The organism is Sorangium sp. So ce1014 (assembly GCF_051521505.1).
In the GTDB taxonomy this organism is placed as follows: domain Bacteria; phylum Myxococcota_A; class Polyangia; order Polyangiales; family Polyangiaceae; genus Sorangium.
Window position 1 is genome coordinate 9,099,916 of sequence record NZ_CP150356.1, and the last position, 24,103, is coordinate 9,124,018.

Genomic DNA, 24,103 nt, shown 5'->3' on the forward strand with positions numbered 1-24,103 from the left:
CCGCCGCGACGCGATGCGCGGCGGCTCGTCAGGCCAGCGGCGGGGCGGCGCGGCCCGCCGCCGCGAGGTTCTCCCGGCAGGCCGCGAGCGTCGGGTGACCTGGGCCGAGCGTCGCCTCGTAGATGGCGAGCGCCCTCTCCAGCAGCGGCCGAGCCGACGCGCGCTTGCCCTGCCCCAGGCGCAACACGCCGAGGTTGTTGAGCGCCATCGCCAGGTCGGGGTGGGCCGGGCCGAGGAGCTCGTCCAGGATCCGGATCGCCTTGCGGAACAGGCGTGCTGCGGCGTCGAGCTCCCCGTTCGCGTAGAGCAGGGCGGCGAGGTTGCTCGTGGTGAACGCGACCTCGTGATGCGCGGGGCCGTGCGCACGCTCGAAGATGGCGAGCGCGCGCCTGTAGAGCGCCTCCGCCTCGCCGCGCTTCCCCTGGGCATCGAGGATCGCGGCGAGCGCGGCGGCGTCCTCCGCGACGAGCGGGTGCTCCGGTCCGAGCGCGGCCTCGCGCAGCGCCACCGAGCGGCGCGCGAACGGCTCTCCGCGGGCGGCGCGGCCGCGGGCGTGCTCGAGCCCACCGAGGTTGTGAAGCACGGGCGAGAGCTCGGGGTGGTCCGGCCCGTGGACCCGCTCGAGGATGCGGAGCGCCCGGCGGTAGAGCCGCGCCCCCTCGGCGAAGCGTCCGCGGTACTTGCAGCTCATCGCGAGCTCGTTGAGGCAGGCGGCGACCTCGACGTCGCGGGCGCCGAAGGCCGCCTCGACAAGCCGGAGCGCGCGGCGGGCGCGCCCCGCGGCGTCCACGTAGCGGCCCTGGAGTCGAGCGCTCGCGGCGAGGGCGCGCCACGCCTGGACGCGGAGCCGCGCCAACTCGCCGCGTCCTCGGGCCGGCGCGAGGACGCGGACAGCGCGGCGCGCGTGCGCTTCAGCGGCCCGAGGGTCGCCGGACGTCGCCGCGATCTGCGAGAGCAGGAGGAGCGCGCCGGCCGACTCCGGGTGGTCAGGCCCGAGCTCCCGCTCGATGAGCGCGAGCGCCTCGCCGGCGTCCGAGCGCGCCTCCCGGAGCATGCCCGTCGAGAGATGATGGAGGGCGCGCTCGCGGAGAGCCCTCTGTGTGCTCTGTGGCGCTGAGGTTCCCTCTCTCATGAAACCGTGGACGAGCCTGGCGACACGGTGCCTGAATCGCCCCTCGCCGGAGGTGCGCTAGGTCTCCCGCTCTAGCGCGCGCACCAGGAGCGGCGCCACCGAGCGCAGGGCGCCGGGCGGTTCGGCGAGCTGCTGGCTGCCAGGGTGCGAGTCGGTGCCGAGCAGCGTCGTGAACACGCCGGCCTTCCTGATCTTCTCGAGCGAGTCGCCCGGCAGGACGAGGTGGCTCGCGACGGCGTGGACCTTGGAGGCCCCGGCGGCGAGGTAGGCGCGCCCCGCCTGGACGAGCGACGAGCCGGTGCGGACCATGTCGTCGTAGATGACGACCTCGCGGCCCGAGACATCGGCGTTGACGCCGGTCACGCCGAGCCCGTCGCCCCGCCGCTCCTTGTAGACGAACGCCGGCTCGACGCCGAGGCCGCGGGCGAGGCTCTGCACCCACTTGGCCCGGCCGGCGTCCGTCGCCGCGAGCACGTACGGGCGATCGCCCATCAGCTCGCGGACCGCCTGCGTGATGAGCGGAGCGCCGTACAGGTGGCGCGTCACGTGCGAGTCGCTGAAGTAGAACTCGATGCCGTCGGTGTGCAGATCGAAGAGGAAGACGCGCGTGCCCGCGTCGCACGCCGGGATCGCCGAGATGAGCCGCGCCCGCGTCTTCGCGGTCACCACCTCGCCCGGCTTCACGGCCCGCTCCATGGTCGCGTAGCCGAAATAGGGCATCACGATGGAGAGCGACCGGGCGCCGGCGCGCGAGATGGCGCAGCCGAGGTCGTAGATCTCGAGCCAGTCGAGGTCCTGCGGGGCGCCGCCGAGCAGGACCACGTCGCGCCCCCAGCACTCGACCGCGACGCGCAGGTAGCGCTCGCCGTCCGGGAAGCTCTTGCGCTCGACGAGGCCGCGCTCGAAGTCGCCTGCGGCCAGGAAGGCGGGCTCGAGGTACGCGTACGAGCGGATCGTGATGAGGAGACGGCGCTGGCTCATCGCGCCCCCCGTCGGGGCGCCCGGCCCGGCGCGGCGGGCCCTCGACGAGCGCCGCGGGCCGGCGCGCCCTTCGCGGGCGGCGCGGCCTTCGCACGAGGCGCGCCCTTCGCGGGCGGCGCGGCCTTCGCAGGAGGCGCGCCCTTCGTGGGCAGCCCGGCCTTCGCGGGAGGCGCGCCCACGCTGGCGAGGACGCTCTTCAGGTGGGGCTCCATGCCCGGCTCGCTCGGGAAGTCGATGGGATCGGGGAGATCTTTCATCTGCACGACGTCGCATCCTGCTTCACGCGCGGCCTCGTGCAAATGGCGCCGGAACTTGGCGCGCACGATGCCGCGGTGGTTTGTGCACGCGAGCAACCGGCCGCCCGGGGCGAGCAGGCGGAAGGCGAGCGCGGCGAGCGCGCCGAAATCGCTCGCCGCGCTGAAGCGACTCTTCTTCGTGGTCGCGAAGCTCGGCGGATCGATCACGATGAGGTCGAAGCGCTGGCCGGCCTGGGCGGCGGTCTTCAGCCACGGGAACACGTCGGCCTCGACCACGACGTGCGCCGCCGCATCCGCGCCGATCGCGTCGAGGTTCTCGCGCGCCCAGGCAACAGCGCCCCGGGACACGTCGACCGTGACGCTCTCGCGCGCGCCGCCCGCCACGGCCGCGACGGAGAAGCCGCCCGTGTAGGCGAACAGGTTCAGCACCCGCGCGCCCCGGGCGAGCTCGCGCACCCGCCGCCGGTTCTCGCGCTGGTCGAGGAAGATGCCGGTCGAGAGCCCGTCGCCGAGCCGCACCTTGAACGGCAGCCCGTGCTCGAGGACGGTGAGCTCCTCCGGGGCGCTCTCCCCGCGGACGGCGTGCCGCGGGGAGAACTCCTCGCGCCGCGCGTCCACGATGACGCTCGCGTGCTTCGGGCGCACCTTGAGGTAGACGCCCCTCGCCCCGAGCCGGTGGGCCGCGTCGAGCACGACGTCGCGCGGCGGCGCGCCCGGCTCGCCCTCGCCCGCGCCGAACAGCGACACGACGAGGTGCTCGCCGTAGAGGTCGACCGAGACGAAGGGCAGGCCGTCGCCCGCGCCGTGGACGAGCCGGAACGCCGTGGTGTCGCCGGCGCGCGCGACGCCGTAGCGCCGCTCGGCGGCCTCGCGCATGGCGCGCTCGACGACCGCGACGCCCCCCGCGTACGGGTCCACGGCCGAGGCCGCGAGCCACGCCTCGAAGGCCGCTGGCAGCTGCGATCGGAAGGTCGCGGCCGCGCCCGTGGCCGGGTGCTCGAGGCGGAGCTCGGCGGCGTGCAGGAGCAGGCGCGGGGCCTCGGCGCCGCCGTAGAGCGGATCGCCGGTGATGGGCAAGCCGATCGCGGCGAGCTGCACCCTGAGCTGGTGGGTGCGGCCGGTCTCGGGCCGGAGCTCGAGCAGGGCGCGGTCGCCGCGGCGCTCGAGGAGCCGGTAGCGGGTGATCGCCAGCACGCCGCCGGCGGCTTTCTGCTGGCCGCCCGCGCCCCGATCCTCCCGCCCCGCGCCCCGATCCTTCCGCCCCGCGCCCCGATCCTCCCGCCCCGCGCCCCGATCCTCCCGCCCTGCGCCGGCCTCGGCGATCGCGCGCATCGCGCCGCCCGGCGCCGGGACGAGGCGGTGCCGCAGCGTGCCGCGCGGCGCGCGATCGCCGAAGCCGGAGACGGCGGCGACGTACGTCTTCTGCACGGTGCGCCCCTCGAACTGCCGCGCGACGGCGGCGTTCGCCTCGCGCCGGCGCGTGAACAGGAGGACCCCCGAGGTGTCGCGATCGAGCCGCTGGTGGATCCCGAGGTACGCCTCGGCGTCGCCCCGGCCGCGGAGGAAGGCGCGGAGGCGCGTCACCACATCGTCGATCCGGTCCGCCTCCGGCGCGTGCGTCGACAGGCCAGCCGGCTTGTCGACAACGATGAGATCCGCGTCCTCGGCGAGGATCCACTCCGGATGGAAGTCGGGAAAGAGCTCTGAGAGCGAGAGGGGCGGGGTCATCAATTCTGCTTGACGTCGGTGCCGGGCGGCGCGGTGAACTGGAACTCCGCGGGATCGATCGACGCGGGCTGCGACGCGTCCTCGAAGTCGAACCGGTTCCGGTTGCCCTGCGCGTCGACGATGAGGACGCGGCGCACGACGCCCGGGTCCTTCTTCGCGAGGAGCGCCCTGTCGATATAGAACATCACGAACTCGTAGTGAGGAGTCGGCGCCCGCGGCTTGCCGACGAGCACGGGGCCGCCCGCGAAGCTCGCCTTCTCGTTGAAGGTGAACGTGAACGACGGGCGGAGCCCGTGGCCCATGAGGAACGAGAGGGCGCCCGGATACTCCGAGTTCTGCACCCGCGTCACGAACATCTGCCGGTCCTCGGCGACGTAGACCTTGAGCGACACGCCGTCGGAGACGATGCGGTTCTGGTTCGGCGGGTCGTAGCGAAACGAGATCCTGTCCGGCTTCGCGACCGAGAGCGTGCCGCTCTGCTTCTTGACGGCGCCGGAGATCTTCTGCGTGTGCTCCTGCTTGAAGCGGGCGAAGTACGTCTTCTTGCCGACGAAGATCGCGTCGACCTCCGCCGCCACGGCGTCCGCGGATCCGGCCTCGGCGGGCGGCACAGGGGGCGGCGCCCCCGCGCCCGGCGCCGGCGCGGTGGTCGCCGCCGGCGCCTCGGCACGCGCACCCCCCGCGTCGCCCGCTGCCGTCGCGCCCCCCGCGTCGCGCGCTGCCGTCGCGCCCCCCGCGTCCACGGGCGGCTTCCGGCCCGCGTCTTCCCCTGGCGCGCCCGCGTCCGCCGGCGCCGCCGCGTCGGCCGCGCCCTCCGCGCCCGCGGGCGCCGCGGGGGCGCTCGCCGGCGGCGCGACGGCAGGGGGCGGCGGCTCCGGCGGCGCGGCGGCCGACGGCGCGGCGTCGGCCGCCGCGCCGGCCGGAGCGGGCGGCGCGTCGCAGGCCGCCGCGGCCAGGGCAGCGGGCAGGGCGAGGGCGGCGAGGCGGAGGCGGATCATCGAAGAGCTCGCTTTCAAGGGAGTGTGCGTCGCGTGTTCTAGGACAGGTAGGGCCGAGGTGGTAGCGCCGACGACGCCGCTGCCCGCGCGCCGCCGCGCTGACCTCGAGGGCGCTCTCGCGTCGTCGCCGGGGCGCGCTCGACCAGCGCCGCTCGAAAAATAATGGATGGCGCGCTGCGAAGGACGCCGGCCCGACCACGGAACCGCGAGGGAAATCACGATGGAATCACGATGAAAACGGCCGCGGGAGCGACGGCGGACGCGACACGCCCTGGTCGACGAGCTCGCCTCGAGCATCCCGGGCGAGACCATGTCTTGACCCCTATTTCCACGTAGCCCAAACTCTCCGACCGCATGCGCGTGGGCACTCCTTCCCTGATCGATGCGTCGTCGCTCATCCTGATCCTGGACGTCTCGCGCAAGCTCGCGGCGCCGTGCGACCTCACGGAGCTGCTCGAGCTCATCATCAAGACGGGGCGGGAGGTGATAGGCGCCGACCGCGGGAGCGTCTTCCTCTACGACGAGGAGGCCAAAGAGCTCTACTCGCGTGTCGCCACGGGCGAGGCGCAGATCCGCGTCAGCATCGACAAGGGCATCGCCGGCGAGTGCGCGCGCAAGCGCCGGACCGTCGTCGTCGACGATTGCTATACCGACCCGCGGTTCAATCCGGAGATCGACCGCCGGACGGGATATCACACGAAATCCGTGATCACGGTGCCGCTCATCGGGCTCGACGACAAGCTCGTCGGCGTGCTGCAGATGCTGAATTCGGCGGCGGGCCACTTCGGCCCGGACGAGAGCGACGTCGCCGAGCTGCTCGCGGCGCAGGCGGCCGTCGCCGTGCAGCGCACGCTCCTGCTCGAGGAGCGCATGATCAAGATCAAGCTCGAGCACGACCTCACCATCGCGCGCGACATCCAGCAGAACATCCTCCTGCGCCGGCTCCCGCGCTGCCCCGGATACTCGCTGTCGGCGTTCAGCAAGCCGGCGGACGACACCGGCGGCGACATCTACGACGTCATCCGGCTCGACGAGCGCGCGGACATGTCCCCGATCCTCCTCCTGCTCGCGGACGCGGCCGGCCACGGCATCGGCCCCGCGCTCAGCGTGACGCAGTTCCGCGCGATGCTCCGCATCGGCCTGCGCCTCTCGGCCGACATGGACGCGCTCATTCACCATATCAACCAGCAGCTCATCGAGGACCTGCCGAACGACCGCTTCATCACGGCGTTCCTCGGGATCCTCGACCCGGTCACCCACCAGCTCCGCTACCACGCGGCCGGGCAGGGGCCGCTCCTCCATTACCGGGCGGCCGAGGGTCAGCTCGCGTGGCGCGACCCGACGACGGTCCCGCTCGGCATGTTCAAGGACCTCGACCTGCCTCCGCCGCCTCCCCTCGTGATGGCGCCGGGCGACCTCCTCGTGCTGCTCACCGACGGCTTTTACGAGTACCAGGACGCCGCCGGCCAGGTGTTCGGCAAGGAGCGCGTCGGCGACCTCATCCACCGCCTGCACGCGCGTCCCACCTCCGACATCCTCGGCGCCCTCCTCGCCGAGGTGCGCCGCTTCGCCGGCTCGGCGAAGCAGATCGACGACCTCACCGCCCTCCTCGTCAAGCGCGACGCGTAGAGCGGAGCTCGCCCGCTTCGGATGCGGGCCCATCTCGACGTTTTCGGTGCTCGGCGTACCGGAGTACGCCTCCGCGCCGAAAGCGCCGATCTGGACCCGCCTCCTGTGCGGGCGAGCCCCGCTCTGTTCCGAGGGGGCCGCTCCCCTGCTTCCCCTCCCCCCGTCCTTGCGCTAGCTAGGCCCGCGATGAGCGCTGTCGTTGCTGCCCCTCCTCCTGGCTCCCCCTCCCCCTTCCCCGGCGATCCGCCGGTCGACATCGCGCTCGCGCAGGCGCACAAGCTCTCGGCGAGCGAGTGGGAGCGCGCGCGCGAGCACCTCGGACGGCAGCCGAGTTTCACCGAGCTCGGGGTGCTCAGCGTGATGTGGAGCGAGCACTGCTCGTACAAGAGCTCCCGCGTGCACCTCGCCCGGCTGCCCACGACCGGCCCGCGCGTCATCCAGGGGCCCGGCGAGAACGCGGGCGTCGTCGACATCGGCGACGGGTTCGCGGCCGTCTTCAAGATGGAGTCGCACAACCACCCGTCGTACATCGAGCCGTACCAGGGCGCCGCCACCGGCGTCGGCGGCATCCTGCGCGACGTCTTCACGATGGGCGCGCGCCCCATCGCCAACCTCGACTCGCTCCGCTTCGGCCGGCCGGACCACCCGCGCACGCCGCAGCTGCTCCGCGGCGTCGTCGCGGGCGTCGGCGGCTACGGCAACTGCATCGGCGTGCCGACCGTGGGCGGCGAGCTCTTCTTCGACCGCGCCTACGACGGCAACATCCTCGTCAACGCCTTCACCTGCGGCGTGGTCCGCACAGACCGCATCTTCTACGGGCGCGCGAGCGGCATCGGCAACAACGTGCTCTACGTCGGCGCCAAGACGGGGCGCGACGGCATCCACGGCGCCACCATGGCCTCGGACGAGTTCTCCGAGGGCGGCCCGAGCCAGCGGCCCACGGTGCAGGTCGGCGACCCCTTCATGGAGAAGCTCCTGCTCGAGGCGTGCCTCGAGATCTTCGCCGAGGACCTGCTCGTCGGCGTCCAGGACATGGGCGCCGCGGGGCTCACCTCGTCGTCGGTCGAGATGGCGGGCAGGAGCGGCAGCGGCCTCGACCTCGACCTCGACCTCGTCCCGCGGCGCGCCGCCCGGCTCACGCCGTACGAGATGCTCCTCAGCGAGTCGCAGGAGCGCATGCTCCTCGTCGCGAAGCCCGGGTGCGAGGCGCGCGTCATCGAGATCTGCACGAAGTGGGAGCTCGACGCGGCGATCATCGGCCAGGTGACCGACACGGGCCGCTGGGTCGTGCGCGCCACGCCCGGCTACGACCCGCTCGGCGGCGCGGCCGCCGGCGTCGCTCGCAGCCCGGTCGTCGTCTGCGACCTCCCTGTCGACTTCCTGACCGACGCGGCGCCGAAGTACGATCGCCCGCAGCGCGACGACGCCGCGCTGCCGGCGCGCCGGGCGTTCGACCCGCGCACCCTCCCGGCGCCGTCCTCGTGGTCCGAGCTCTTCCTCGCGATGGCGGGCTCGCCGAACCTCGGCTCGCGCGCGTGGGTGTGGCGGCAGTACGACCAGATCGTGCGGGGCGGCACCGAGGTCCGCGCCGGCAGCGACGCGGCGGTGGTGCGCGTCCCCTGCGACAAGGACGACCAGCGGTACGAGAAGCTCCTCGCGTTCTCGAGCGACTGCAACGGGCGCCTCTGCGAGCTCGACCCGTTCCAGGGCGCGGCGATGGCCGTGGCGGAGGCGTGCCGCAACGTCGTGTGCTCGGGCGCCGAGCCGATCGGCCTGACCGACTGCCTCAACTTCGGCAACCCGGAGCGGCCGGAGATCATGCGGCAGTTCGCGCTCGCGATCGACGGCATGGCGGCGGCGTGCCGCGCGCTCTCGGTGCCCGTCGTGAGCGGCAACGTGTCGCTCTACAACGAGACCGACGGCCGCGCGATCCTGCCGACGCCGACGGTCGCCGTCGTGGGGCTCGTCGCGGACGCGGGCGACGTGCTGCGCGCCTCGTTCCCGGCCGCCGGCCTCTCGGTGCTGCTGCTCGGCGACCCGCGCGGCGGCCCGCTCGGCGGCTCGGAGTACGTCGCGCGCCACACCGGCGAGGTGAAGGGGCCGAGCCCCGCGATCGATCTCGATCGCGAGGTGCGGCTCCAGGGGCTCTGCCTCGCGCTCGCCCGCTCGCGTCCGCGGCTCCTCCAGAGCGCGCACGACATCTCGGACGGCGGGCTCGCGATCGCCCTCGGCGAGTGCTGCGCCGCCGCCGACGACCCGGCGGCGATGGTGGGCGCCCGCGTGCGGCTGCCGGAGGCGCCGAGCGATGGAGCGCGCGAGGAGCTCGCCGAGGCGTTGTTCGGCGAGGCGCCGAGCCGCATCGTCGTCAGCGTCCGGCCCGAGGACGCGCCCGAGGTCGCGCGGAGGGCCAGGGAGGCCGGCGTGCCCTGCACCGAGCTCGGCACCACCGGCGGCGACCGGCTCACGCTCGCGGCCGCCGGCGGCGCGCTGACGATCGACGTCGAGCTCGGCGCGCTGCGCGACGCGCGCGACCGGTGCCTCGAGCCGATCGTCGGGAGCTAACGAGCAGGCGACTCGGGGTCTGCCCATCGATGTTCCGGGCGGTTCCCCACGCGCTGCGTGCACCGTCCAACTTGCGTCCTGCGCCGGGACAAAGGAGATTGGTGCCCATGGCGCTCCGCAAAGCCGTGATCCTCCTCATCGAGGACAGCGAGATCGATCGCAGCCTCTACGGGCGCTATCTGAGGGACTGGGCGGACATCGATGTCACGCTGATCGAGGCGCCGACGGCCAAGGCTGCCCTCGAGGAGTGCCGGAAGAGCCCGCCCGATTGCATCCTTCTCGACTACCGCCTCCCCGACATGGATGGCCTGGAGCTGCTCGAGAAGCTCAAGCGCGTCACCGATGCCCCGGTGATCCTCATCACTGGCCAGCCGGCACCGATGATGCTGACGCGGGCCCAGTCGCTCGGCATCGCGGGCTATCTCTGGAAAGAGGTGGCCGGCTCCGCCCGGCTCCGCGAGGCCGTCCTGACCGCCCTCAGGGTGGGCGTCCTCGCCGTGGTGACGACCAGCGCCCGAGCGGACGCGCTCGCCGCTCCTGCGCGGACCGGCTCCGCGCCCCGCGCCGGAAGCGCCGGAACCTGACGCGCGGCTGCGCTCCGCCCGGGGGGATTCGCGCGCCCGCGCGGCGCCGGTCGCCTATACTTTCCTGATGAAACGCTGGCTCCCGCTCGGGCTCATCGCCCTCGGCGCCGTCCTCGCCGTGGTGGCGCTGCTGTTCTCGCCCTCCGAGGAGGACCGGATCCGCGACCGGCTCGCCCAGCTCGAGGCCGCGGTGCGCATCGATGACGGCGAGCGGAACCCGCTTGTGCGCCACGGCCGCCTTCGCAAGGAGTTCGCCGAGATCTTCACGAAGGAGGCGAGCGCCCGCGTCGTCGAGATCGGCGATCGGCTCAGCGGCCGTGACGACCTCGCGGCGGCCGCGACCCAGGCCGCGGTCGTCTATCAGACCGCGGACGTGAGCTTCGGCGACACGGAGATCCAGGTCGATCCGGCCGGCATGACCGCCGAGGTGACCGCCACCGCGACCGTCACCGGCGCCCGGCATGGACAGCCGGCCCGGCGCGACGACCTGCCCGTGGCGCTCCGGCTCGAGAAGGTCGACGGAGACTGGAAGATCGTCTCCGCCACCGTCCACCCCCGGCGCGCTCCCGACGACGACGGCCTCTGACCGCGACGCCGGGGCCCCCGGCCGACACGCTGGTGCGCTGGCGGGTCACGGGTCCGTGAGGGGCGCCTCGGCGAGGGTGAAGTAGAACGCCGTGCCCCCGGTCGGGGGTGAATCCGCCCAGATCCGCCCCTTGTGACGCTCGATGATCCGCTGGGTGATGGCGAGCCCCGAGCCGGTCCCCTCGCCGTACTGCGCCGCTGTCGAGAGCCGCTCGAACATCGTGAAGAGCCGGTGCCGCTCATCCGCGGGGATGCCCACGCCGTTGTCCTTGACGTGGAAGACGGTGGGAATCGAGGTCTCGTCGAAGCCCACCTCCACCCAGGGCGCGGGGCTCGCGTTGTACTTGATGCCGTTCGAGATGAGGTTGGCCAGCACCTCGGCGATCCGGATGCGGTCGCAGACCACCCTGGGGAGCCTCCGCGGCGCGCGGATCTCGGCGCCGCGCTGCAGGAGCGAGCCGGCCAGCCGCCGCTCGACATCCGCCAGCACCTCGCTCAGGTCGACCTCCCCGAAGGAGAAGTCCACGTTGCCGATGCGGGAGTATTCGTAAAGAGAGCTGAGGAGCTTCATCGTGCTCACGGCGAGGTCGCCGATGCGCCGCATGTAGCCCTGCGACTCGGCCGAGAGGGCGGCCCCGTCGTCCTCCATCACGAAGGTCGCGAACGACCCGATCCCGCGGAGCGGCTCCTTGAGGTCGTGCGCCACGATGTACCCGAACTGCTCGAGCTCGGCGTTGCTCCGCTCGGCCGCGGCGCGCGCGCTCCTCTCCCGGACGACCTGCCGCGTGAGGTCGAGCTCGATGAGCGCGCGCCGGAGCAGCTCGACCGCCTCGATCTCGGCGGGCTTCCAGGCGACGGCGGTCTGCTCCACGACCTGCTTCCACAGCGCGAAGGAGCGCCTGGGACCGAGCACCGCCCCCTCGGCCGAGCTCTCGACCGGCTTCTCGGGGTTGCCGCCCCAGCTCACCGTCTGGATCACCTCGGGCCGGAACCAGACAACGTACCAGGGATCCGGCTCGGGGATGGAGAGGCAGAGCACGCCGCTCGCCACGTCCTTGATGCGGGCGAAGTCGGGCTCGACCCTCGACAGGGACTCGGCGTGAAACACCGGCTGATCCGCGACGGTGCGCCGGAGCCACGCGTGCAGGCGCCTGAGCTCCTCCGGCCCGGGCGCGGCGCCGAGCGGGGTCGCCGCCTCGCCATGGAGCACGGCGACGCCCGGCGCGTCCGCGAGCTCCATGAGCGCTCCGGCGCTCTCGGCGAGCCCGACCCTGAGATCTTCCCGGCGCGAGACCGTCGCGACGATCTCGTCCGTCAGGGCCTTGAGCGCCTGCTTCTGCCCCCCGTCCTCGAGCTTCTCCTTGGCCGTGAGCTGGATCGACAGGAACCTGCCGCAGAGCTCGCAGCCCTGCCGGATCTCGAACGACAGCGGCCTTGCCGTGCGGTGGTGGCAGGCGATGAGCCCCCAGAGGACCCCCTCGCGGATGAGCGAGACGCTCATCGAGGCGCCGACCCCCATGTTCTTGAGGTACTGGATGTGCATCGGCGAGACGCTCCTCAGCACGGAGAAGCTGAGATCGATGGGCTCGTCCGGCGGAGGGACGATGTCCGACGGCCGGTAGTCGACGTCCGGGATGATGCGGAGCCAGCTCCGGAGATAGAGCTCCCGCGCCTGCGGCGGGATGTCGGAGGCCGGATAGCGCAGCCCGAGGTAAGGCTCGATGTCCGGCTCCCTGGCCTCGGCGATGACCTCGCCGTTCCAGGCGCGATCGAACCTGTAGATCATCACCCGGTCGTAGCCGGTGAGGCGCTTGATCTCCTCGGCCGTCGCCTCGCACGCGTCGAAGAGCCCCGCCGCCGACTGGATCCGCTCGATCGCCGCGTGAATCACCCGGTACACGCTCGAGAACGACACGTCGCCCGGCGCGCCTTGCGGCTCGAGCTCCACGATTAGCAGCTCGCCCGCCCGGTGCGCGATCGCGTCGAGCCACGCCGTCGCGCCCTGCTTCCTGGGGCTCACCTTCAGCGGGTTCAGCGCGCCGGGCGCCGGAGACCGGAGGATGGACTCGAGATCTCCTCCCGCCGCCGGAGCGATGAAATCGAGGAGAGAGCGCCCGAGGAGGTCTTCGGGCCCGCTCCCGAGCACGGCGCCGACATTGAGGCTGACATGCCGGACGGCGAGGTCGCGGGGAGAGAGCGCGACAAGCGCTCCGTGCGGCTGGATCCTCCCGGGGATATGGATGGGCTCGACCGCGCAATTCGAGAGGTCAACGCCCTGTCCCGGGTCACCGCGCCCCTGCATCATGTCCCGCCCTCCGCTGGACCACGCCCCCTCGACAGGACCTCGCGACGGCGAGGAGGGCGCGCGGCTCGTTCGAAGGGCTCGTCGTTACTGTATTTCTGTGGCCGAGTCGAGCCGTTCGGCCGCTGCCGCCCCGGTCGACCGGCGCGCGGTCGCTCCCCGGTGGGCCGCTCCCGGCAACACGGACGTCGGCGCGTGTTCGCGCCAGTAGCGCAAAAAAAAGAAAGGCCGGTCGGGAGAGCCCGCCGGCCTGAGGTCCGCTGCTGCGGCCCCACCGGAGCCGCTCAGGAGCGCCGGTGGAATGAGGATCCACCGGAGAGACCTGAAAGACCCGCGGTCACAAGAAACAAGTCAGGAAAGCCAGAAAAGCGACAGAAAGCAATAGAAAGCGCAATCAAGAACGAAAGAACGAGCAAAGAAGAAGTCGAAGCGGAGGCGAAGAGTAATACAATCCAAGAAGTGAGTCAAAGCAAAAGAAGAAGCGAAAGCAAAGGATGAAGCGCAGACCGGAATCGTAGGGGCAAGCTCAAGCGAAGCAGAGGGCAAGCTGAAGCGAAGCGCGAAGCAGAGTCGAACTCGAGAGCCGCAAGAGGTAAGAGAAGCTCAGACCAAGGTCGACAGGCCGATCACGATAAGCCATCTCGTTCGGCGACGCGCATCGCGCGTGCCTCGCTCATCCCTCCTTAATCGCCTCGCAAGGCGGTTATCGTCACGCAAACCGAAGCTCTCTCCGCCGGCGCACGGCGACAAGTCAATCAAGCAGCCGACAGCAAGGTCCATCGCATCCAGGTGGCGGCGGGGTCCCGATCGCTCGGCGTGGGCTGCCGTCGATCCCCTCGCTCGGCGCCCCCCAACGACGGGGGCTTGCACTGCGAACGATGTGCCAGAGGGGCCGCTCTCTTCGAATCCCCATGAAACCGAGCGGCGAGCGGGAGCGACATCTGGGGGATACACTCAGCAACCGGCGGGCCAACCTCGATCCCCCCGCACGAACGGGCCCCGGAGGCCAAAAAACCCGCAGAACCCGGCCTTCAGCAGCGGACCGCGCCGCCCGGAGGTGCGATGCCCGTCATACATTTCCGCAGGGACTGGTCCGATCCACGGATGGGTTCAGATCCAGAACTGAATTCTCACCTGGACATGAAAACGTTCACTCACCGGGGGCCGGTCACCCTGCATTGCGTCGTGAGAGCGGACGATTGCAATGATGCGGCACGCACCGCGCGACGCACCGCAGCGTATTTTGACGCTGCATACGGGTTCCAGCGCGCAGCACGGTACGCGGCGCGCACCGCGGCACGCGCGCGCAGCGCACCCCGGCACGCGGCGCGCGGCGGCCGGCAAGCGCGCAGCGCGGCACACATGCCTACGCAGGCACGGCGCTACCTGCACCCGGCCCGGATCAGCGGCTCGACCACCCGGCCGATGTTCTCCTGGGGCGCAGAGAACCTGTGGCCCTCGAGCTTCCTCAGCGCGCCAAGGAACCTTGGCCAGCTGCCGCCGCAGGTCGCGAGCAGCGCCTCGAGCTCCGGGGTCCCCGAGTTGTAGACGCGGAACTGCACGAGCGAGGCGTTGTTGAGCGGGCGGCGCGCCCCGATGTCCTCCTTGAGCCGGGCCAGCACCGCCTTCTTCTCGGCCCGCTTCTCGGCGTCTGACGCCGGGGACGCGTACAGCCGGTTGAGGTGGACGTAGGCGTCGTGCAGCGCGCGCGCCCGGGCCTCACTCCTCTCCTGCTCCCTCATGTAGGCCGTCTTCTCCGCGGAGAACGGGCCCAGCCGCTCATCCAGGTAGACCTTGGCGAGCTCGTCCCCGACGAAGCTCGCGAGGCTCTCGTTCAGCCTCGTCTGGCCCTTCACGTACAGCGTCGCGTGCAGCGACTCGTGCAGCACCACGTTGGCGAGCTCGCCGAGCGCCTCGTCCCCGCTCGAGATCATCGTGGACAGGACCGGATCCTCCAGCCAGCCGAGCGTCGAGTACGCGCCCGCCGGGCGCACGTCGACGTCCCAGCCATCCGCCTTGAGCGGCGCCGCGAAGGCCCTGGCCTCCTTGAGATCGAACCAGCCCACATAGGGAACGTTGCCGACGATGGGGAAGCTCCACGTCTTGGAGCGGAACCGGAGCGGCTCGCACGCGCTCACCACCCACACCGCGGCCGGGCGATCGAGCTCGACATACGTCCTGTAATTGCCGGTCGGGGTGAGCCCATGGCGCTCTCCGAAGCGCTTGATATGCGGGACCTCGCGCAGCAGCGCGCGCGTCCGCCACGGCCTGCGGGCGTCGCCGACGGCGTCCTCGAGCGACTCGGCGCTCCACGCCATCGAGAGCTGACCGAGGCCCGCCTGCGCGATGTAGCGGATCTGGGTACACGAGGAGAGCAGGGAGCAGAGCGCGACCGCGAAGAGCACGGAGGCCGCCTTGCCCGCGCGCGCCAGGCGGCGAGGGCGCGACGCAGACCACGAGGGCACGGCGCCGGGACGGGCGCTGGCCGGTAGCCGTTCGCTCATACTCTAGCTGATAGCTGGCCGCGCGGGCTTCACAAGATCTTCCGCGCGGAGGGCGCGCGTGCCGGCGGGACAGCGCCGCCCGGCAGATCAGGACGGCGCGGCCGCCCCCCACGAGCTGAACTGCACGGCCGGGACGATCGGCGCGCGCTCCCGCGGCGAGGGCTCCTCCGCGGCGTACAGGGGCTCACGCGCGAGCGGGTAATCGCGCGGGGCCCCGTTCGACAGCACCATCTGCACGGCGCCCAGGTACCCGCTGCGGAACGCGGCGGCGGCGCAGGCCAGGTAGAACTCCCATGTCCTCAGGAAGACGGCGTCAAAGCCGGTGACCCGCTCGATCTTCTCCCGGTTGTCCAGGAAGTTGCGGCGCCAGCAGCGCGCCGTGAGCGCGGAGTGGCGCCGCAGGTTCTCCGCGTCGAGCACGTCGAGGCCGCGCGCGGCGGCGCGCGCCGCCATCCCCTGGATCGATGGAGGCCAGTACCCAGGGAAGATGTGCTTTTGCACGAAGGGGTCAGTCCGCGGCGACTCCTGCTCCCGGGTGACGCTCTCGAGCAGGCAGACGCCGCCCTCGGCGAGCAGCGCCTTCACCTTGTCGTAGAACACGCCGATCCGGCGCGCGCCGGCGTGGCACATCGAGCCCAGGGAGACGAGCCGATCCCACCGCGGCTCGCCCTCGAGCTCCTCGCAGCTCATCACGCGGACCTCGACCGGGAGCCGCCGCGCCGCCGCCTGCTCGCGGATGTACCTCGCCTGGTTCTCGCAGAGGGTGATCCCGAGGCACTGCACGCCGTAGGTCTCCGCGGCGTGAAACATGAGGTGGCCCCACCCGCAGCCGAGGTCGAGGAGCCGGTGCCCCCGCCGGAGCGCGAGCTTCCGCGCGACGAGGGAGATCTTGTGCGCCTGCGCGTCGTCGAGCGCCTCGCCCGGAGACCGGAAGTAGCCGCACGAGGTCTGGAGGCGCCTGTCGAGGTAAAGTGGATAGAAGTCGTTGCCGAGCCCATAGTGGCGCTCGACGGCGAGCTTCTCGCGCCTCGCCGAGCCGGAGAGCAGCCCGAGCCGGAGCGCGTCGAGCACGCCCGAGAGGCCGCCCTCGCACGACGGCAGCGCGAGCGCGAGGCGCGGCAGGCGCGCCTCGACGGACCGCAGAGGCCGCGCGAGCTGGAACAGGCCGGCGAGCGAGTCCTCGAGATCTCCGTCGAACGTGACCTCGCGCCGGATATACGCCTCACCGAGACCCAGGGTGCCCCGGAGCGCCGCCTCGCAGAGCGCCCGGCGCGTCCTGAACGTCACGGCGAACGCCGGCGCGCCCGCGCCGAAGCGCAGCCGCTCGCCGCCCCACAAGCGCAGCTCGAACGGGGTCCCGTCATGGCGCTCCAGCAGGCGCGAGGCCGCCTCCATCACCCAACGGGACAACAGCGGAACTTCGCCCTTCCTGACGATGAACATCGGACCCCCTCCGCGACCCCCCGGCCGCCCGACGAGCTGAACCGAGCTGCGCTTTCCCGTCAAGCGACATGTCATCTTCGTCAACACCACGAAACGAGTCTCGTAACGCCCACAACGGCCGGCGAACCACCCGGACACGCGCTGTCGTCGGGGAGAGGAGGAACGTATCGCCGGGCGCGATCCGCATCACAGCGGGGTTCGGGGGACTCCCGACAACAGTTTCGTGTCGGGGAGGTTTCATGTTTCAGGAGAAGGGAAGAAACCGGGAAGAGGATTCCAGTTTCTCCTTATCTACTTCGGGTCGCGACCCGTCGCCGTCGCCGGTCCGCTCCCCGATCCGGTCGTCTGCTCCGCGGGCATCCGCCGCCGCGATCGCGACGTCTCGGCGCGCGCGTTCACGATCGGGATCGACGGCCCGTCGGGCGGCTGCGCGCACACAGCGAGCCGCGAGGACATCCGCCGCGACCTCGTCGCGCTCGACGAGCTCACGGACCACGTCGCGCTCGACGAGCTCACGGACCGCGCAGCGCTCGAGCTCCTCCTTGTGGAGAGCGGCAGCGACGCCCTCGCTGCCCAGCACGGCCGGGAGCGCGTTGACACAACGATCCACAGGACCGACGTCGCCGGCGGCCACCCGCAGAGCATCGACCACATCCTCTCCGCCGTGCGGCGCGCGACCACACCACGGCGCCTCCGTGAAACAGGCCTTCCGACGCGCGCCCCCCGCGCTCTCGCCCTGCGAGGAGCGCTCACACGGCCCACTGGAGTCGGCATACCGGAGCACATCCGCGCCGGGCGCGCGGCGCCGCGTCCTGTCAAAGGAGGACTGTGTCAACGCCGCTTCGGCTTCCGTTTCGCTGGAATACCGGTTCTATTGGACTGTAGGCGAACATTGGACAGCTGGTAGAGATTCGGAGGGGGCTCCGCCGGGTGGATCGACATCCGCCGCGACCGACGCGGTCGTCGCGCGATCACCGCGGCGCCTGACGGCGAGGCGGCGCGGCGCACCCCCTGTAGACCCGAGGAGGAGGCATCAGTGAGCCAGGCCCGACCCCATGTGCTGGTGGTAGACGCCGAGAAGAGGATCCTCGACAGGCTAGCGGTCGAGCTCAGCGACGGCGGCTTCGACGTCACGTGCGCCGAGAGCGGGCTCGCCGCGCTCGAGCTCGTCAAGGCGCGCCGGTTCGACCTCGCGGTCGCCGACGTGAGGGCGCCCGGCATGGAGGGCGCCGGGACCATCGCCGCGCTCAAGGCGATCAGCCCGGACCTCGAGATCATCGTCGGCGCCCCGTGCTCGAGCGCGCAGGCCGCCGTGGAGTGCATGAAGAGCGGCGCGTACGACATCCTCGAGAAGCCGTACGACATCGAGGACATGAAGCGGCTGCTCGGGGCGGCGATGCTGCGCACCCACCTCGACGCCGTGGCGGCCGTCCACCAGGCGAGCGCCGCCCTTGTCGCCTCCCTCTCGCGCGACGACTTCCCCGAGCGCGCCGTGGATCTAGCGGCGAAGGTGGTCTATACGACCGGCGCCGCGCTCTCCCTCGCGCTCGATCACGGGGCCGCGCTCTACCAGGCGGCGTCCGGCGCCGAGGTCCCTGCAGCGTTCATCGCGCGGCTCGTTGGCCAGATCGAGGGCGCGCTCGCCCCCGTCCGCCTGTCCGCGGACGACGCGCCCGATCTGCTCTGCACCGCGGAGGGCGATCGCTTCGGCGCCGCCATCGTGGCGCCGCTCCGCCTGGGCGAGAGCTCGTTCGGCGGCCTCGTGGTGCTCCGCGACGAGCACCTGCCGGAGTTCACCAGCCAGGAAGAGCAGGCCATCGGCATCTTCGCGATCGCGCTCGCGCTCGCGTTTTACGGGCACAAGGTACGGCGCGCCGGCCCCCGCGCCGCCTGACGCTGACGCTCGCCCCCCGCGCCGCGACGGCGCGGGCAGCGCGCTTCGCTCGGCCGAGATCTGCGGCCGACGCCCGCAAATTCTGCGGTGAGCGGGCTCGAGATTCCCTCTGGCTAACGCGTTCGCGCCCCACTAAAGGAGGGGAGCGATGAGCCCCACTGCTGCCCCATCGACTCTCCCCACCAGGGCCCAGCGCGTCGCGCTCTTCTACCGGGATCTCGTCGGCAAGAAGTTCGCGATGGCGCTGAGCGGCGTCGTCTTCTTCGGCTTCGTGATCGGCCACATGGCCGGCAACCTGCAGGTCTTCCTCGGCCGGCAGAAGTTCAATGACTATGCAGCCTTCCTCCACGGAACCCCCTCGCTGCTCTGGGGGACGCGGCTGGTCCTCCTCGCCGCCCTCGTCGTCCACGTCTACACGGGCGTATCGCTCGCGCAGCACAGCCGCGCCGCCCGGCCGGTCCGCTATCAGGTGAAGGGGCAGAGGCACCCGAACCTCGCCGCGCGCACGATGCTGCTGAGCGGCGGCGTCCTCGCCGCCTTCATCCTCTATCATCTGCTGCACCTGACGACGGGCACCGTGCACCCCGACTTCGTGCCGCTCGACGCCTACGACAACGTCGTGAAGGGCTTCAGCTCGGCGCCCGTGGCGATTGCCTACATGGTGGCGATGGGCCTGCTCGCGCTGCACCTCTACCACGGCGCGTGGAGCATGTTCCAGTCGATGGGCCTCAGCCACCCGCGCTACACGCCGGCGCTCAAGAAGTTCGCGGCCGCGTCGTCGATCCTGCTCGCCGTCGGCTTCTCGTCCATCCCGCTGGCCGTCCTGTTCGGCCTCGTCCGCTGAGCCCGGAGCGTCCGTCACCATGCAGCTCAATGCGAAGATCCCCGAAGGTCCCATCGAAAAGATGTGGGACCAGCACCGCTTCAACCTGAAGCTCGTCAACCCGGCGAACAAGCGCAAGTACACGATCCTCGTCGTCGGCACCGGCCTCGCCGGCGGCGCGGCGAGCGCGACGCTGGCCGAGCTCGGCTACAACGTGAAGAGCTTCTGCTTCCAGGACTCTCCGCGCCGCGCCCACAGCATCGCCGCGCAGGGCGGCATCAACGCCGCGAAGAACTACCAGAACGACGGCGACAGCATCTACCGCCTCTTCTACGACACCGTGAAGGGCGGCGACTACCGCGCGCGCGAGGCCAACGTGTACCGGCTCGCGCAGATCAGCGTGAACATCATCGACCAGTGCGCCGCGCAGGGCGTGCCGTTCGCGCGCGAGTACGGCGGCGTGCTCGCGAACCGCTCCTTCGGCGGCGCGCAGGTGTCGCGGACGTTCTACGCGCGCGGGCAGACGGGGCAGCAGCTCCTCCTCGGCGCCTACCAGGCGCTCGAGCGGCAGATCGGCCTCGGCAAGGTGAAGATGTACCCGCGCACCGAGATGCTCGACCTCATCGTGGTCGACGGCAAGGCGCGCGGCCTCGTCACCCGCGACCTGATCACGGGGGCGCTCGAGACGCACCTCGGCGACGCGGTCGTCCTCGCCTCGGGCGGCTACGGCAACGTGTTCTTCCTCTCGACGAACGCGAAGGGGTCGAACGCCACCGCCATCTGGCGGGCGCACAAGCGGGGCGCGCTCTTCGCCAACCCCTGCTTCACCCAGATCCACCCGACGTGCATCCCCGTCTCGGGCGAGTACCAGTCGAAGCTGACGCTCATGAGCGAGTCGCTCCGGAACGACGGCCGCATCTGGGTGCCCACGAACCCGGGCGACACCCGCGCGCCGGAGCTCATCCCCGAAGGCGAGCGCGACTACTACCTCGAGCGCCGCTATCCGAGCTTCGGCAACCTCGTGCCGCGCGACGTCGCGTCGCGCGCGGCGAAGGCGGTCTGCGACGAGGGCCGCGGCGTGGGGCCGACGCGGCTCGGCGTGTACCTCGACTTCTCGGACGCCATCCGGCGCCTCGGCAAGCCGGCCATCGCCGAGCGCTACGGCAACCTCTTCGACATGTACGAGCGCATCACCGGCGACGACCCGTACGCCGTCCCCATGCGCATCTACCCGGCCATCCACTACACGATGGGCGGGCTCTGGGTCGACTACAACCTCATGAGCACGATCCCCGGCATGTACGTGCTCGGCGAGGCGAACTTCTCCGACCACGGCGCGAACCGCCTCGGGGCGAGCGCGCTGATGCAGGGCCTGGCCGACGGCTACTTCGTCATCCCCTACACCATCGGCGACTACCTCGCGTCGACGAAGCTCGAGCGGGTCGACGACCTCCACCCCGCCGTGAGGGACGCCGAGCGCGACGCGGGCGCCCGGCTGAACAAGCTGCTCGCCGCGAACGGCTCGCGCACGGCCGACTCATTCCACCGCGAGCTCGGCAAGATCATGTGGGAGCAGTGCGGGATGGCGCGCAACGCGGCCGGGCTGAAGGGCGCGCTCGCGCGGATCCCGGAGCTCCGGGAGCAGTTCCACCGCGACGTCCGCGTCTCGGGCACGAGCACCGGCCTGAACCAGGAGCTCGAGAAGGCGGCGCGCGTCGCCGACTTCTTCGAGCTGGCGGAGCTCATGTGTCGCGACGCCCTCCAGCGTGAAGAGTCGTGCGGCGGGCACTTCCGCGAGGAGCACCAGACCCCCGAGGGCGAGGCGAAGCGCGACGACGACGCCTTCAGCTATGTCGCCGCCTGGGGATGGCGAGGCGAAGGTCAGGCCCAGGAGCTCCACAAGGAGCCGCTCCAGTTCAACGAGGTTCACCTAACGCAGCGGAGTTACAAATAATGCGCCTCACCCTCCATGTCTGGCGTCAGAAGGGCAAGTACGAAGCGGGCCGGTTCGTCACGTACGATGTGCCTGACGTCAGCGAGCACATGTCCTTCCTCGAGATGCTCGACGTGCTCAATCAACGGCTCATCCTCAAGGGTGAGGAGCCGATCGCGTTCGATCACGACTGTCGCGAGGGCATCTGCGGCATGTGTGGCTTCATGATCAACGGCCAGGCGCACGGCCCCCTCCGTGGGACGACCGTGTGTCAGCTGCACATGCGTCACTATAAGGACGGCGATGTGCTGTGGCTCGAGCCGTGGCGGGCCCAGGCCTTCCCCGTCGTGAGCGACCTCGCGGTGGACCGCAGCGCGTTCGACCGCATCATCGCGGCGGGCGGCTACGTCTCGGTGCCGACCGGCAGCGCGCCGGACGCGAACGCCATCCCCGTGCCGAAGCCGATCGCCGAGCGCTCCATGGACGCGGCGGCGTGCATCGGCTGCGGCGCCTGTGTCGCGTCGTGTCCGAACGCGTCGGCCTCGCTCTTCACCGCGGCGAAGCTCACGCACCTGAACATCCTGCCGCAGGGCCAGCCGGAGCGCGATCAGCGGAGCCTCAACATGGTGGGCCAGATGCGCGTCGAGAACTTCGGCCACTGCACGAACGTCGGCGAGTGCGAGGCGGTCTGCCCGAAGGAGATCTCGCTCGACGTGATCGCGCAGATGAACCGCGATTACCTGCGCGCGACGCTGGGCTACCGCGACGTGCAGACCAAGACCGGCACCGGCTGAGGCGCGGGCGCGCCGCGCCGCCCCGCCGGCCTGGACCGAAGGCCGGCGCTCTCCTTCTCCTCCTCGACAGCGAAGACCCTCCCCGCGCGCGCCGTGAACGGCGGCGCTCTCCGTCGCGGCCATCCCGCCCGCAACAGGCGGGGCTGCGCCCCGGCTGCGCCCCCTCCTCCCGGCGGTGACGCGCGCAGCCCTCCGGGTCATCGCCGCCGTACGGCGGGCCCCCGGTGCCTGAGAGGCGCAGGCTGCAGGGTTTCGGCGCGAGGATCACCCGAGCACCGCCCCGCGGCATGACAGGCGAGCCCTGGCGTCACCGTGTACGCCGGCGCGGCCACACCGCCCCCCACCGCCGCGACATAAAAGCGACCGCACCCGGTATTTCCGCACCATTTTTCACGGGAAACGCAAAGAATGCACCTCCCCTGTGGAAAGCGGACCAGGAGTTTCCTGAGCGGCGACTCAGGGACTTCCTAAACATTCTTCACATCTTCAGCGCAAGCCGTACAGCCAACATCGGATAAACACTCGGCATGTTTCGAGAACATCTCCTCGCGACTTGCGCCCACGCGAGTGGGGGGGTTTCCGAGATCGACGAGCCTCCGCTTCAGTGGCAGCGCAACCCGGAAGATGCCGTGGCGCTCTCCCGCGCAACAAAGAAACGTGTCAGGGTCAACTGCCGCTTGTTCGAGCTCGATAGTTAGAATAACTTCGAAGCTGTCCCGAACGGGATCAGGGCTCATAAGACAATTGTGGTCACCCCACCCGATGTCGTAGACTAGGTTCAACTTAGAGCGCCGCAGCGAGGGGGGGCATCCCGCCGCGAGCGCATCTAGATCGCATCGAGTCATCGCTCTTCTGCGGGGGGCCGGTCATGGGGAGGGCCGGCAGTAGGAGAAGCAAGGGCAGCATCCGCGGCGACCTTTCTCCCGGCGGGTCTCGAGATCCGCTTTCGACATGGGGACTATGCGCATCGGGACGCAGACCAGCGCGACCGGGTCCGGGCGGACCGCCGGACGACGCCTCTGCTGCGCCGTTCGTGCTGCGTGCCGGCGGCGCGGCCGGCGCGAGCGAGGCGGTCGGATGCGGAAGTTCGAACATCAGATCAGGTCTCTTTGACGAGCGAAGAAGTAGGAGGGGACTTCATGAGCAGCTGCATCGACGGCCTTAATCTGCATCCAACGAGCGTCCACGATGCTGCCGTTGTTCTCGACACCGTGACGGATCGCCTCATCGCCGCGGGCGATCGGCGGGCGGCGTTCACCGACGTCTACGGTATCGTCACGCGCGCTGTCGCGGCGCAGGTGGAGCGGCGCGATGGCATATTCCTCGAGCCGGCGTGGATCTCCCGCCTCGCCGGCCGGTTCTGCGAGCGGTACCTCGAGACGTTCCGCTGGTACGAGCGGGGCGCGGCGCAGGACTGCGGCGCCTGGCACATCGCGTACGCGAGCACGGCGTCGCGGTTCACGCCTCCCGTGCAGAACGCCCTGCTCGGCTTCAGCGCCCACATCAACTACGACCTGGTCTTCGGGATCCACGCGACGATCGTCGAGTTCGGGCACGGCGGCGATCCGAGGATGCTCGCGCGGCTCAAGCACGATCACGATGAGGTCAATACGCTCCTCCGCCGCGCGGTCACCGAGGCGCTCGAGCGCCTCGCCACCCGGCACGGCTGCCCCCTGAGCGCGATCTTCCGCGACACCGCCCCGGAGCTCGCGATCTGGGTGTCGATGGAGATGCTCTCGCGCTGGCGCGAGCGCGTCTGGGCCGACGTGCTGGCCCTGCTCGCGGCGCACGGCCCGGTCGAGCGGGCGGCGGTCGCCCGCGGCGTGGAGCAGCGCTCCGCGCGCATCGGGCGGATGCTCGCGCTGCCCTCGCTCCACCAGGCGCCCGGCGTCGCGCTCCGCCTCCTGTCAAGGGCCGCGTGATCGCGTGCCGGTCCGCAACCGGAGCCCCGTCC

General features: G+C 71.2%; 17 protein-coding genes. 9 read left to right on the plus strand and 8 right to left on the minus strand.

Annotated features, from left to right (window positions below; genetic code table 11):
• Positions 1–28: 28 nt before the first annotated feature.
• Genes WME75_RS34450 through WME75_RS34465 form a run of 4 tightly spaced genes read right to left on the minus strand, consistent with a single transcriptional unit; the run spans position 29 to position 5,096 of the window.
• Positions 29–1,132, minus strand: a complete 1,104-nt coding sequence (locus WME75_RS34450) for a tetratricopeptide repeat protein (protein WP_437479785.1) — start codon at positions 1,130–1,132, stop codon at positions 29–31.
• A 57-nt stretch (positions 1,133–1,189) separates the two neighbouring features.
• Positions 1,190–2,113, minus strand: a complete 924-nt coding sequence (gene prs, locus WME75_RS34455) for a ribose-phosphate diphosphokinase (protein WP_437479788.1) — start codon at positions 2,111–2,113, stop codon at positions 1,190–1,192.
• Positions 2,110–4,098 carry a class I SAM-dependent methyltransferase gene (locus WME75_RS34460; protein ID WP_437479790.1) on the minus strand — a complete coding sequence of 663 codons (1,989 nt, stop codon included), beginning with the start codon at positions 4,096–4,098 and terminating at the stop codon, positions 2,110–2,112. Before WME75_RS34460 ends, prs begins: the two co-directional genes overlap by 4 nt.
• Positions 4,098–5,096: a LolA family protein gene (locus WME75_RS34465; RefSeq protein WP_437479793.1), complete on the minus strand. Its 999-nt coding sequence runs from the start codon at positions 5,094–5,096 to the stop codon at positions 4,098–4,100. Before WME75_RS34465 ends, WME75_RS34460 begins: the two co-directional genes overlap by 1 nt.
• 354 nt (positions 5,097–5,450) lie before the next feature.
• Here WME75_RS34465 and WME75_RS34470 point away from each other — a divergent pair, with 354 nt between their 5' ends.
• From WME75_RS34470 to WME75_RS34485, 4 genes are all read left to right on the plus strand, one after another.
• Positions 5,451–6,725, plus strand: coding sequence for a SpoIIE family protein phosphatase (locus WME75_RS34470; RefSeq protein ID WP_437479795.1), 1,275 nt, complete (start codon positions 5,451–5,453; stop codon positions 6,723–6,725).
• A 186-nt stretch (positions 6,726–6,911) separates the two neighbouring features.
• On the plus strand, positions 6,912–9,287 hold the full coding sequence (purL, locus tag WME75_RS34475) for a phosphoribosylformylglycinamidine synthase subunit PurL (RefSeq protein ID WP_437479798.1): 2,376 nt from the start codon (positions 6,912–6,914) through the stop codon (positions 9,285–9,287).
• Between the two features lie 107 nt (positions 9,288–9,394).
• Positions 9,395–9,871 carry a response regulator gene (locus tag WME75_RS34480; protein WP_437479803.1) on the plus strand — a complete coding sequence of 159 codons (477 nt, stop codon included), beginning with the start codon at positions 9,395–9,397 and terminating at the stop codon, positions 9,869–9,871.
• Positions 9,872–9,938: 67 nt separating this feature from the next.
• On the plus strand, positions 9,939–10,457 hold the full coding sequence (locus WME75_RS34485; RefSeq protein WP_437479806.1) for a nuclear transport factor 2 family protein: 519 nt from the start codon (positions 9,939–9,941) through the stop codon (positions 10,455–10,457).
• A 45-nt stretch (positions 10,458–10,502) separates the two neighbouring features.
• On the opposite strand, the gene WME75_RS34490 is transcribed toward WME75_RS34485, so the two are convergent.
• The 4 genes from WME75_RS34490 to WME75_RS34505 all read right to left on the minus strand — a co-directional run bounded on the left by WME75_RS34490 (position 10,503) and on the right by WME75_RS34505 (position 17,339).
• Positions 10,503–12,761, minus strand: a complete 2,259-nt coding sequence (locus WME75_RS34490; RefSeq protein WP_437479807.1) for an ATP-binding protein — start codon at positions 12,759–12,761, stop codon at positions 10,503–10,505.
• A gap of 1,379 nt (positions 12,762–14,140) precedes the next feature.
• Complete coding sequence (locus WME75_RS34495) at positions 14,141–15,262, minus strand: aminopeptidase (protein WP_437479809.1); 1,122 nt, start codon at positions 15,260–15,262, stop codon at positions 14,141–14,143.
• Positions 15,263–15,349: 87 nt separating this feature from the next.
• Positions 15,350–16,705 (minus strand): class I SAM-dependent methyltransferase, encoded by a 1,356-nt coding sequence (locus tag WME75_RS34500; RefSeq protein WP_437479812.1) that lies wholly within the window; start codon positions 16,703–16,705, stop codon positions 15,350–15,352.
• 244 nt (positions 16,706–16,949) lie between these two features.
• Entirely contained in the window at positions 16,950–17,339 is a 390-nt protein-coding gene (locus WME75_RS34505) for a hypothetical protein (protein WP_437479815.1), read from the minus strand.
• 402 nt (positions 17,340–17,741) lie between these two features.
• Here WME75_RS34505 and WME75_RS34510 point away from each other — a divergent pair, with 402 nt between their 5' ends.
• The 5 genes from WME75_RS34510 (at position 17,742) to WME75_RS34530 (ending at position 24,071) form a co-directional block, all read left to right on the plus strand.
• Positions 17,742–18,599 carry a response regulator gene (locus WME75_RS34510; protein WP_437479817.1) on the plus strand — a complete coding sequence of 286 codons (858 nt, stop codon included), beginning with the start codon at positions 17,742–17,744 and terminating at the stop codon, positions 18,597–18,599.
• A 148-nt stretch (positions 18,600–18,747) separates the two neighbouring features.
• Entirely contained in the window at positions 18,748–19,443 is a 696-nt protein-coding gene (locus WME75_RS34515; protein ID WP_437479819.1) for a succinate dehydrogenase cytochrome b subunit, read from the plus strand.
• A gap of 19 nt (positions 19,444–19,462) precedes the next feature.
• The gene (locus tag WME75_RS34520; RefSeq protein WP_437479822.1) at positions 19,463–21,376 is read left to right on the plus strand and encodes a fumarate reductase/succinate dehydrogenase flavoprotein subunit; all 1,914 of its coding nucleotides are present in this window, start codon (positions 19,463–19,465) and stop codon (positions 21,374–21,376) included.
• Positions 21,376–22,149, plus strand: coding sequence for a succinate dehydrogenase/fumarate reductase iron-sulfur subunit (locus tag WME75_RS34525; protein WP_437479824.1), 774 nt, complete (start codon positions 21,376–21,378; stop codon positions 22,147–22,149). The genes WME75_RS34520 and WME75_RS34525 overlap by 1 nt, the downstream gene beginning before the upstream one ends.
• 1,139 nt (positions 22,150–23,288) lie before the next feature.
• Positions 23,289–24,071 (plus strand): DUF5995 family protein, encoded by a 783-nt coding sequence (locus tag WME75_RS34530; RefSeq protein ID WP_437479827.1) that lies wholly within the window; start codon positions 23,289–23,291, stop codon positions 24,069–24,071.
• Positions 24,072–24,103: the final 32 nt, after the last annotated feature.